Origin of the sequence: Siminovitchia jepli (genome assembly GCF_047228825.1) — a bacterium.
In the GTDB taxonomy this organism is placed as follows: domain Bacteria; phylum Bacillota; class Bacilli; order Bacillales; family Bacillaceae_C; genus Siminovitchia.
Genome location: NZ_JBFEGN010000100.1, coordinates 1 through 11,304, shown reverse-complemented (window position 1 = coordinate 11,304; position 11,304 = coordinate 1). Strand labels below are relative to the sequence as shown.

Annotated in this window: 13 protein-coding genes, 1 pseudogene and 1 other annotated feature; of the genes and pseudogenes, 12 read left to right on the top strand and 2 right to left on the bottom strand. The window is 43.7% G+C overall.

The window, feature by feature from the left end; all coding sequences use genetic code 11:
- Positions 1-142: 142 nt before the first annotated feature.
- Positions 143-223 (top strand) — a sequence feature (ribosomal protein L21 leader region).
- Positions 224-236: 13 nt separating this feature from the next.
- The 6 genes from rplU (at position 237) to AB1L08_RS19695 (ending at position 3,918) form a co-directional block, all read left to right on the top strand.
- Positions 237-545 (top strand): 50S ribosomal protein L21, encoded by a 309-nt coding sequence (gene rplU, locus AB1L08_RS19720; RefSeq protein WP_413066339.1) that lies wholly within the window; start codon positions 237-239, stop codon positions 543-545.
- A gap of 8 nt (positions 546-553) precedes the next feature.
- A complete protein-coding gene (locus tag AB1L08_RS19715; protein ID WP_413066338.1) occupies positions 554-892 on the top strand; it encodes a ribosomal-processing cysteine protease Prp in 339 nt (112 codons plus the stop codon).
- A gap of 5 nt (positions 893-897) precedes the next feature.
- Positions 898-1,182: a 50S ribosomal protein L27 gene (rpmA, locus tag AB1L08_RS19710; protein WP_413066337.1), complete on the top strand. Its 285-nt coding sequence runs from the start codon at positions 898-900 to the stop codon at positions 1,180-1,182.
- Positions 1,183-1,583: 401 nt separating this feature from the next.
- Positions 1,584-2,123: a Spo0B C-terminal domain-containing protein gene (locus AB1L08_RS19705; RefSeq protein ID WP_413066336.1), complete on the top strand. Its 540-nt coding sequence runs from the start codon at positions 1,584-1,586 to the stop codon at positions 2,121-2,123.
- 20 nt (positions 2,124-2,143) lie between these two features.
- A complete protein-coding gene (obgE, locus tag AB1L08_RS19700) occupies positions 2,144-3,436 on the top strand; it encodes a GTPase ObgE (RefSeq protein WP_413066335.1) in 1,293 nt (430 codons plus the stop codon).
- Between the two features lie 26 nt (positions 3,437-3,462).
- Complete coding sequence (locus AB1L08_RS19695; protein WP_413066334.1) at positions 3,463-3,918, top strand: ACT domain-containing protein; 456 nt, start codon at positions 3,463-3,465, stop codon at positions 3,916-3,918.
- Positions 3,919-4,204: 286 nt separating this feature from the next.
- On the opposite strand, the gene AB1L08_RS19690 is transcribed toward AB1L08_RS19695, so the two are convergent.
- Positions 4,205-4,744: a transcription repressor NadR gene (locus AB1L08_RS19690; protein ID WP_413066333.1), complete on the bottom strand. Its 540-nt coding sequence runs from the start codon at positions 4,742-4,744 to the stop codon at positions 4,205-4,207.
- A gap of 202 nt (positions 4,745-4,946) precedes the next feature.
- On the opposite strand from AB1L08_RS19690, the gene safA reads away from it, so the two are divergent.
- The 5 genes from safA (at position 4,947) to AB1L08_RS19665 (ending at position 9,892) form a co-directional block, all read left to right on the top strand.
- Entirely contained in the window at positions 4,947-5,948 is a 1,002-nt protein-coding gene (gene safA, locus AB1L08_RS19685) for a SafA/ExsA family spore coat assembly protein (RefSeq protein WP_413066332.1), read from the top strand.
- The gene (locus tag AB1L08_RS19680) at positions 5,941-6,924 is read left to right on the top strand and encodes a phosphotransferase (protein WP_413066331.1); all 984 of its coding nucleotides are present in this window, start codon (positions 5,941-5,943) and stop codon (positions 6,922-6,924) included. The genes safA and AB1L08_RS19680 overlap by 8 nt, the downstream gene beginning before the upstream one ends.
- Before the next feature lie 85 nt (positions 6,925-7,009).
- Positions 7,010-7,729, top strand: a complete 720-nt coding sequence (locus tag AB1L08_RS19675) for a YebC/PmpR family DNA-binding transcriptional regulator (RefSeq protein ID WP_413066330.1) — start codon at positions 7,010-7,012, stop codon at positions 7,727-7,729.
- A 214-nt stretch (positions 7,730-7,943) separates the two neighbouring features.
- A complete protein-coding gene (locus tag AB1L08_RS19670; protein WP_413066329.1) occupies positions 7,944-8,483 on the top strand; it encodes a BofC C-terminal domain-containing protein in 540 nt (179 codons plus the stop codon).
- A 653-nt stretch (positions 8,484-9,136) separates the two neighbouring features.
- Positions 9,137-9,892, top strand: a complete 756-nt coding sequence (locus tag AB1L08_RS19665) for an exodeoxyribonuclease III (RefSeq protein WP_413066328.1) — start codon at positions 9,137-9,139, stop codon at positions 9,890-9,892.
- A gap of 30 nt (positions 9,893-9,922) precedes the next feature.
- Here the strand turns inward: AB1L08_RS19665 and AB1L08_RS19660 are convergent, their stop codons facing one another.
- Positions 9,923-10,822, bottom strand: coding sequence for a DMT family transporter (locus AB1L08_RS19660; RefSeq protein ID WP_413066327.1), 900 nt, complete (start codon positions 10,820-10,822; stop codon positions 9,923-9,925).
- Between the two features lie 171 nt (positions 10,823-10,993).
- Between AB1L08_RS19660 and AB1L08_RS19655 the strand changes: the two are divergent.
- Positions 10,994-11,304 (top strand): annotated as a pseudogene (locus AB1L08_RS19655) (DDE-type integrase/transposase/recombinase); the annotation flags it as partial.

The following is an 11,304-nucleotide window of genomic DNA, read 5'->3' as shown; positions in this document are numbered from 1 at the left end:
TAAATTTTTACACCTGTGGATAAGTGCATTTTCTGTTTTAAGGACTAAAAAACATAAATTTACTCCTCAAAGCTGCTCGTAGGAAAACACTATTGACATAATACAACCAAATATGATAGTATCTTTATGTTAGATTGTAGCACCCGTGCTACAACCGCACAGCACAGGTCAACAAGCGCTTATTGTTATAAGACACCTGAGTCTGGCGAGTCTTAGTCATTAAGGAGGTGCAATGCATGTACGCAATCATTGAAACAGGCGGAAAACAAATAAAAGTTGAAGAAGGACAAGCGATTTACGTTGAAAAATTGGACGCAGTTGAAGGGGACACTTACACTTTTGACAAAGTGCTTTTCGTTGGCGGGGAGGATGTCAAAGTAGGAAGCCCATTTGTTGAAGGGGCAACCGTAACGGCCAAGGTTGAAAAGCAAGGCCGTCAAAAGAAAGTTGTTGTTTTCAAATACAAGCCTAAAAAGAACTATCGCAAAAAACAAGGCCACCGTCAGCCCTATACAAAACTCGTCGTCGAAAAAATCAACGCGTAGCGGTTCCCATGATTATCGTTGAGATAAATAAAGATTCCAAAGGCAAGATTGTATCTTTTACGATGAGCGGGCATGCCGAATTTGCCGAAAAAGGTGAAGACATCGTTTGTGCCGGTGCATCAGCGGTTGCTTTCGGCAGCCTGAATGCGGTGATGGTACTGACGGGCATCACGCCATGCATTGAACAATCGGAAAGCGGCTATCTTTCATGCTCGCTACCCGCGGACTTGCCGGTGGAAACGTCCAAGCAGGTTCAGCTTTTGCTTGAAGGCATGGTTATTTCATTGGAAACAATCGAACGTGATTATAAAGATTATTTAAAATTGATCGTTAAAAATAGGGGGTGAATCACATGTTGAAATTGGATCTTCAATTTTTTGCAACGAAAAAAGGAGCAGGTTCCACGAAAAACGGCAGGGACTCTGAAGCCAAAAGACTTGGCGCTAAACGCGCAGACGGACAATTCGTTTCCGGCGGTTCGATTCTTTACCGCCAGCGCGGCACAAAGATTCATCCGGGTGAAAACGTGGGACGCGGAAAAGACGATACACTTTTTGCTAAAGTAGATGGCGTCGTTCGTTTTGAACGCCTTGGCCGCGAAAAGAAAAAAGTGAGCGTATATCCACAGGCACAGTAATGAAAAAAACTCTAACCGATCGGGGTTAGGGTTTTTTTGTAAGTAAAGCATAACCTGCTAAGAAAAATTTTTTTCAAAAGAAGCTTTTCTTTGTCTGACTCCGACGGACAGGACGTCCTAATGCCGCCAGCGCCACAGGACAGGACGACCTAAGGCTAAAAGGCGGCCCCCAAGGTCATACGTCAAAACCTCCAGAGGCGGGGGCCTCCTGCGTGTTTCGCCTTATTTGCCCGTGCTGGGCAATGCGCTTGCGCTTTTTTATGAATTCCCAAAAATGCATGCATTCCTGGGTCTTTTATTAATGGTATAATAGCTTCAAGTCGAACTCTAAATCACTTACATATGTGAGATCTGTTATACTATATTATAATTTGTATAGACCAGACTGGGGAGAACGAGGGATGAGCGAAAATTGGACAGTAGTAGAAATGCTTCGGCATACACGCCATGAGTGGTTAAATAGATTACAGTTAATAAAAGGAAACCTCTCCATGGGAAAAACTGAACAAGCTAAACGGATTATGGATGAAATTGTACAGGAAATGCAGCAGGAAGCGCTTCTTTCCAATCTGAAGCTATACCGCTTTGCCGAATTATTGTTGACACATAACTGGAAAGGCTACCGTTTTCGGCTTGAATATGAAATTGTAAAAGGACAGGATAACTTGCGGCTCGATGATCAACTGCTGACGGATTGGACAAGGGGTTTTTTTGATGAACTGAACCGGGTATCGCTTCCTATAAATGATAACATTTTATATATGGCGATCGAACCGGAGAATGATGCAGTTCGTTTTCTTTTTCAATTCCACGGTATAATAGAAAATGAACCGGAACTCAAAAATTGGCTTTTTTGCAAAGAAGCCTATCCGGATCATGTCACTTATAAACAGGTATCGGAGAATGAGTATCAAATTCAAGTATTGTTTTGTTTGGAATAGCTTTGAATGGAGTGTCCCGAATGTTTGTCGATCGAGTAAAAATATATGTAAAAGGCGGAGACGGCGGAAACGGCATGGTGGCGTTCCGTCGTGAAAAATATGAACCAATGGGCGGACCGGCCGGAGGTGACGGAGGAAAAGGAGCCAGCGTCATTTTTGTTGTAGATGAAGGATTGCGAACGCTCATGGACTTCAGGTACCAAAAGCATTTTAAAGGGAAGCGCGGAGAAAACGGAATGTCAAAGGGACAACACGGTAAAGGTGCCGAAGACCTTGTGGTCAAAGTGCCTCCCGGAACCGTTGTTACCGACGACGACACAGGAGAGGTGATTGCAGATTTGATCAAAGACGGCCAAAAAGCTGTGATCGCCAAGGGAGGACGCGGCGGAAGAGGCAACATCCGGTTTGCCACGCCGGCAAACCCGGCACCGGAAATTGCGGAAAATGGCGAGCCGGGCCAGGAGAGAAACATCACTCTGGAATTAAAACTGCTTGCCGATGTTGGGCTTGTCGGCTTTCCGAACGCTGGAAAGTCTACTTTCCTGTCCGTTGTATCTGCGGCAAAGCCGAAAATTGCGGATTACCACTTTACTACAATCAAACCCAACCTTGGCGTAGTGGCAACGGATGATGACCGAAGCTTTGTCATGGCCGACCTGCCTGGGTTAATCGAAGGGGCACATGAAGGAGTCGGCCTTGGCCATCAGTTTCTTCGCCATGTCGAACGGACAAGAGTCATTGTTCATGTCATTGACATGTCTGGAATGGAAGGAAGAGATCCGTATGAAGATTATAGGACGATCAATGAGGAGCTGCAGCAATATAACATGCGTTTGCTGGAAAGACCGCAAATCATCGTTGCCAATAAAATGGATATGCCCGCTGCCGGAATAAATTTAGAGGAATTCAAAGAAAAATTTCAGGATGATTATCCGGTTTATCCCATTTCGGCGATTTCAAGGGAAGGTGTTCGGGAAGTATTGTTTGCCATAGCCGATTTACTTGAAGTGACACCCCAATTTCCGCTTCATGAAGAGTTGGAAGAGGAGAAGGAAATACACCGGGTGGTTTACAAGCACGAAGGGGAGAAACTGCCGTTCACCATTGCGCGCGATCCGGACGGAAGCTTTGTTGTCAGTGGTGAAAGGATCGAACGATTATTTAAAATGACCGACTTTTCTCGGGAAGAATCCGTCCGCCGATTTGCCCGCCAGTTAAGATCGCTTGGTGTGGATGACGCGCTTAGACAGCGTGGGGCGGAAGATGGCGACACAGTTCGGCTGTTTGATTTTGAATTTGAGTTTATGGATTAGTTTGCTTTGTCTGGAGGGGGAATATCTTGGGGAAAAGGAAAGTGGACCAGAAGTTTTATCTGGTGCGGGAAGACGTTTTGCCTGAAGCCATGAAAAAAACGCTGGAAGCAAAGACCTTGCTGGAACGGGGAACGGCCGAATCGATATGGGACGCCGTTCAGCAAGTAGATTTAAGCCGAAGCGCATTTTATAAATATAGAGATACGGTATTTCCCTTCCATACCGTTGTCAAAGAAAAGATTATTTCACTGTTTTTTTTCCTGGAAGATAAGCCGGGTGCGCTGTCCAAGCTTCTTGGTATCGTTGCAGGCTGTTCATGCAATGTATTGACGATTCACCAAACGATTCCGCTCCAGGGGCAGGCAAACGTTACGCTATCTTTGGATGTGACGGAAATGACTATCAATATGGACGAATTCCTGGCAAAATTACGCCGGCTGGAATTCGTTGCCAAAGTGGAAGTTGTCAGCTCTGGAGGATGATTTAAGAAAAGCGCAAGCGCCTTGCCCATCGACGTACTCCAACGAAATAAAGGAAACACGGCGGCTCAAGCAGTAACGTCCTCGAAAAAGCTTACGCTTTATCTTCGTGTAATAAACGATGCTATCGAGGGCCCTCCTTGTCCTGTCGCTTCGCTTGCACCAGCACATCCTGTACGCCGGAGCTGGACAAAACAGATATTTTTGGGGTCTAAAATTTATAAAGAAATTTATACTCTTGACTCTGAAAGAAAAAAGCGGAAATGCTCGGATAAAGCATTTCCGCTTTTCAATTTTCTTCGACCAAAATGCCCGCTTTTTTTAGCGCAGCTTCTGCCCTTTCGATCGTTTGCATATTTGGTGCCGACAATGTGTGCAAATGCATGCCCGCTGTTAATTGTGACAACAATGGCGCTTTTGTTTCGTTAATTTCTTTTAAAAAAGCCCGAACTTCCTGGCGATTTGAAACCATGATGGAAGCGGTCAAGTCGCCGTATACTGGATGTTCCACTTTTACATCTTTTACTGAAACCCCGTGATCCACGATGATATTCAGTTCTTCTTCCGTTCTGCTCCGGTCATGGCAGCAAGCCACTATTTTCTCGACCCGTTCGTTACTCACCGTCGGCATATATAAGTAGCCTTGGCTCGTGGCGATAATGGGTTCGTTATGTGCTTTTAATAATGTAATATCCCCGACAATTACTTGCCGGCTGACATTCGCTTTTTTTGCCAAAACCGTCCCGGTCACGGGACCGTTTTTTTGTTTCAAATATTCCAGTATCCAGGCTCTTCTTTCTTCCCCGAGCAATTTCCTTTCCTTATTCATCAGGCACCCTCCGTTTCCATTCCTAACGACTAAATAGTATCACATATGGACGGCAGCTTGAACCCACTTGGCCCAGCTTAGGTTTTCATGACTGGACTCATAAAGCCTTTCAATTTTTCATATGTATTTTGAAGAAGATTAAATAACAATTTGCCCACACAATCATACACTATATGGACGTATGCCAGAGGAGGGAAAATCAGTGAAGATTCATATCGTTCAAAAGGGTGACACGCTTTGGAAGATCGCACAAAAATACGGCGTGAATTTCGAAGAATTAAAGAAAATGAATGCACAGTTGTCAAACCCCGATATGATTATGCCCGGTATGAAAATCAAAGTGCCTGCAGGAGGAACGGCGGTCAAAAAAGAAATGCATCACCATAAAATGCATGGGCACAGTGAAGTGCCAAAAGAACATCCGGCCAAAAAAGAGATCATCAAAGAAGTCCCGAAGGAAAAACCGCACAAAATATATCAACCTATAATGCCTCAGCCACTGCCGGAGATTGATATCAATAATTATTACATGATGAATATGAGCCAAACGCAGGCTCAAGTGCAACAGCAGCCAGTAAAGGAAAAAGAATATGGGCATCATGAAGAGTCGGTTGAAATGCCGGTTGAAATGCCCGTGATGCCTGTACAAGGAGGTTATACTCAGCCCATGTATCCTAATTGTTATCCAGTAATGCCGGTGTGTGATCCGTGCTACCCGTATCCGCATTCCATGATGCCCCAAGTGCAAGGGGCAATGGCTTATCCGCAAATGCCGATGTATGGCCAAATGCCGATGTATGGTCAAATGCCAATGTATGGCCAGATGCCGATGTATGGCCAGATGCCCCAGGTTATGCCTGCAGCAGAATATGAAATGCCGCACCACCATTGGGATGACGAGTCTTCCAGTTCATCAAGCTCATCCATGGATCATCATCACGGGCATCATCATCAAGGATACCATCATGGCCATGCCATGCATGGAATGGATTACGATGATGATCCGCCGCAGGGTATGCCAATGCAGGGATATACACAGCCTTACGGAGGATATCCCACGATGCCGGCTTCACCATATGGTAATCCGATGGCCGCACCTTATGGAGGCGGGCAGCCATATCCGTACGTACAGCCAATGCCGGGAACGATGATGGGACAATTCGAAATGCCAAGAAATAATGAAGACGAGGAAGAAGATGAATAATCAAACGGATGGAAAGAGAGACGGATTTGAAACCCGTCTCCTTCTTTATATAAGGAGGGTTGTCGGTCATCATTTCCGGGACATTTTTATCATCAAAAAAGGGGTTTGGCTTATAAAGTCGGAAAAAGAACGGTGGGTAATCAAAGAATTCACGGGACAAAAAAAACTGCAAACCCAAATTTATCTCACTCGCTGCTTATTTGAACATGGCTTTATGAATACTTACGATTTTCACCCTGTTGGCGCTGTTCATTTTGAAGATCGTGTCTTTGGATTAATCCGGCATCTTGAACAAAATCAGGATGAGCCATTTCACTATGGAAGCGCCCGCTGCCGAAAGGATGCACTCGCGCTTCTTTCTCGTTTTCACGATAAAACTGCACAGTTTTTAGACATGTTCAGAGCTCATCTTCTCGTGTTTGATCAGTTAAACAAATGGGAAAAGCGGTTGAATGATTTTAAAAATAAAATGGATTCTTACAGGGATACAAGCCTTTACCCGTATTTAAAAAATTATATTTTTGCTGGAGAGTGGGCCATTCATTTCATGAAGAGGCATGTGGATTATTTCTTGGAGGAACCGCACTGTATATTACATGGTGACGTGGCACACCACAATTTTATAAGAAAAAAAGACGGTTCCTTATACTTAATAGATTTTGACTTGATCAGCATCGGACCGAGGCAGATTGATCTTCTTCAGTTTTGTAATCGTATTCTGCCGTCCCTTCATTGGTCAAGCGGCCGGCTATTTTCCGAATGTGCGGAAATCGAACCACTTAAAAATGATCTGCCTTTTTTGGCTGCCCTTGCCTATCCAACCGATATTTTCCGGGAATGGATTTATTATATGAACAGCACTAAAGCAGAAAGAACAAAACGAAAGAAACACTTGGAATCAATTACATTCAATCAGTACAAAAAACGCATGCGATTTACGAAAACCATAATGACGAAAGTTGAAAACAATTTATAGTAACGTTTCAAAATTTCTTGTTTGCCAAATAAAGCACATTCAATATATGATAAAATACAGGTGATAAGATAGGGAGGATTTTTGAATGGCAGGACATTCGAAATGGAAAAATATACAACGAAGAAAAAACGCACAAGACGCAAAACGCGGAAAGGTTTTCCAGAAGCTGGCTAAAGAACTGTATGTCGCAGCCAAAAGCGGAGGGGGCGATCCGGAAACAAACCCCGCACTCCGGCTTGTCGTAGACAAGGCTAAAGCGGCAAATATGCCGAATGACAATATTAAACGTGCGATAGACAAGGCCGCCGGCAGCCAAAATGCAGAGCATTATGAAGAAATTATCTATGAAGGATACGGGCCTGGCGGTGCAGCGGTCATGGTCATGTGTTTAACGGACAATAAAAACAGGACGGCTTCAAACGTCCGCCACGCTTTTACGAAAAATGGCGGGAACCTCGGCGAAACCGGTTGTGTCTCCTATATGTTTGACCGGAAAGGATACCTGGCGATCGACAGGAACGAATACGACGAAATAGATGAAGAGGAACTGCTGCTTCAGGCGATTGAAGCAGGGGCCGAAGATATGGAAACAAGCGAAGAAGCCTTTGAAATTTATACAGAACCGGAAAACTTCATGGCTGTAAAAGAAAATCTGGAAGAGGCCGGTTTTACATTTATGACGGCGGAAATGACAATGGTCCCGCAAACAGATGCGTCATTAACAGAAGAGCAGGAAGAAAAGCTCGACAACCTGATCGACATGCTCGAAGACGATGACGATGTCCAGGAGGTTTACCATAACTAAACAAAGCTTTTCCAAAAGAGGAATTCTTTTGGGAAAGCTTTTTTTGAAAAGTTGAAAGTCTAAATTTGTTCATTCGCAAATTTAGACCCAATCTGGCTTTTGACCTCCGAATTCCCAAGAAAAAACGTCTTGGCGTTTTTTCTTGTTGGATAAACATGTAAAAGTATGGTCACACTATATTCATGAAAATAACGAGAGGTCGAGGTGATTCATGATGAGTGTTTTAATGAGAGCTGTATTAACCATAACCGTTATTTGCTGCGGCAGCTTTTTCATTTTTGATCTCAAACAATCACCCAGTCATGTACAAGCTAGTGAGGAGAAGGAATTTGTGATCCCGGACAAGCCATTGGAGCTGACAATCAGGTTAAAAAGAGTTTATATGGACGGAGAAGAAAGCGAAGAAACGCTCACGGAAACAATATGGGCCATTGAGGATTTTTGGGCAAAGTATGAGAAATGGCAGCTAGTCGATATGAGTGAGGATTACCTTGTTTTTGAAAAAAAAGTAAATGATATCTCGCCCTTGTTAAAAATGAACGGGTATTTCGGCATTACGGAAGATGGCACATTGTCCATTTTCAATGGAAAGCCGGAGGAGTCCGATATCATCCAATCATTTTTTCAAATTGATGTAAAAAAATTGGAAAGCAAGCAGCATCAAAAACTGCTACAAGGGATTCCGGTAAAAACAAAAGAAGACTTTGCCAGGGTCGTTGAAACAATGAAGAAGTACGAAGTTGGAAAGGAATAACCAAAAGGCCGGGTTGCGCCCGGCTTTTTATAAAAGTACGCAGAATGGCTCTAAGCGACCGAAAAGGATGAAAACGCGTCAATTGGGTAACGTACAATAGCTCTAAGTGACCGAAAAAGGTGAAAACGCGTCAATTGGGTAACGTAGAATGGCTCTAGGTGACCGAAAAGGATGAAAACCTGTCAATTGGGTAACGTAGTAGCTCTAGGTGACCGAAAAAGGTGAAAACGCGTCAATTGGGTAACGTAGAATGGCTCAAAGCGACCGAAAATGATGAAAACTCGTCATTTGGGTCAAATAGAGTGATTCTAAGTGACCGAAAAGGATGAAAAAACCTATCGCTTCGATTACGCAGAGTGATTTTCAGGAGCCCGATGAAGGTTAAAATCGACCCCCCCGTCACTTAGACGCCAAAAAGAGCCCGAATTCTAGTGGTATTGTAAAATGGGTCGTTTAGATGTTCAAAACGACCTGGTTGGTGATCCTTTCCCTCCAAATAGAGAGGCAGAGCGTCTATTGTTTATGAGATTTGCTTGGACTCCCGGTTATTTGTAGCCAATGCAGGCCTCTTACTCTTTTCTTTACTGCTTGTTTGCCTACAGAAAGAGTGGCACAATAGATGATAGAATTATAGACTGAGGAGAAAACGAAGGATGAAACTTGTATCATGGAACGTAAATGGGCTTAGAGCTTGTATACGAAAAGGTTTCCTTGATTACTTTAATCAGGTAGATGCAGATATATTTTGCGTACAGGAGACAAAGCTCCAAGAAGGCCAAATTGATTTGGAACTTGAAGGATATTATCAGTTTTGGAACTATGCGATAAAGAAAGGCTACTCTGGAACAGCTGTATTTTCCAAACATAAACCGCTGGCTGTCAAATATGGTGTTGGGGATTCCGAACGTGAGGAAGAAGGCCGGATCATTACGTTGGAATATGACCAGTTCTATTTGGTCAATGTGTATACACCAAACGCCCAAAGGGACCTGGCGCGTTTAAGCTACCGGTTGGATTGGGAAGAACGCATGCTTTTATATTTAAAAAAATTGGACGAGACAAAGCCGGTCATTTTATGCGGGGATCTTAATGTAGCCCATAATGACATCGATTTGAAGAATTACAAATCGAATAGGGGAAACTCGGGATTTACAGACGAGGAGCGGGGAAAGTTTTCCAGATTGCTGGAGTGCGGTTTTATTGATGCGTATCGCCATTTTTATCCGGACAGAGAAGGGGCGTACACATGGTGGTCATACATGAACAAAGTGAGGGAAAGGAACATCGGCTGGCGGATCGATTACTTTATTGTTTCGAAAAAGCTCCAGGACCGATTGATCGATTCTCATATCCATTGCGATGTCATGGGCAGCGACCATTGTCCGGTTGCATTGGAGATCAAAATGTGATGAAGACTCCCATTTTGGGGAGTCTTATCTTTACCCCAATTTCTTTTTGGCTATATGCCGCTTTTTTCCTACAAAATTTACAACAAACACACTGGAGATGGCAATGGCTCCCCCAATCAGGGAAAGGGCGTTGGGCCATTCCTTCAACCATAGCCACGCGATCATAATGGCAAGCGCCGGTTCAAGATAAAGCATGCTGGAAATGGTTGTAGTATTTCCGGCGGACAACGCCATCGCCCATGTCACATAAGCGACGGCAGCCGGGAAAACTCCGACATAAAGCGCCGAAATATGGGCACTAAAGTCAGCGTTTTGCATGTTTTCCCATAACCCGGGCAGAAAGACTAGCATCGGAAGCGTTCCGGCCCAGGTAAAATAGGCTGTTAAATCAATCGGATGATACTTTGCCAACAGCGGTTTTTGAAAAACGAAAAAGATGGACGTGGCGATTGTGCTGATCAAAATATATAACGTTCCCTTGGAAATCGTAAAAGCAGCCTCCGAAGTTCCCAATGTAATGAGTACAATTCCGATAAAGCCTATTCCCAAGCCTATCCAACCAAACAAATCCATTCTTTCCTTTAAAACTATTATGGCAATGATGGATGTAAAAATGGGGGCTGAACCGATTATCATGCTGGCTGTGCCGGCAGAAACCGTTTGGACGCCGAATGTAAACCCGATATGATATACACTGATCCCTATTAATCCCAGAAAAATAATGCGCGGGATGTCCTTTTTTTCCGGAAGCTTGATATGGACACCAGGCCATAAAGCATATAATAAAAATACTCCGGAAGCGATCAAAAATCGTAGAAGGACAAGGTGGGCGGGGGTATATCCTCCGAGTATACTGGCCCTTACACCGGCAAATCCTGATGACCATATGATAATGGTGAATGCCGCCATCCAAAATGCCTTTTTGTTCATATTCATCCCCCTGCCCTGCTCAACAAATCGTATTGTCAAAAGTTCTATAGTAAAAAGTTAATAATCCCTTGATCTCAAGAGCTTTAAAAGCAAAAAACTTGCCACCCCCTAAATCTTAAGGATAATTGAGGTTACCACACACCCAACATCCCTAAAATAGGAAGTGACAAGTTGTTACCTCAATTTATAGCGTATTTACTTTCGTATATCAAGTTTCAAGAAAAAATTATTTTTGGCCTTTTGGGAATGATCCTTGGCAAATCCGTGGCTAAAGCTGCTTTCGATGAGCCTGTGAACCAACCTTATCGAAAATTACAGGTTGATGAGATGCCCATCATTGAAAATTTGGAGAAGCTTGACTATCAAAAGCTTCTTTCTGATTACCAAGCTAAACATGGAAAACCATTAAAGCAGGTTATGCGTCGGAAAAACGGTGTGGTTAAAGTTCCGACTGCTCTCACATGCCCAAAGTGTTCGGCGCC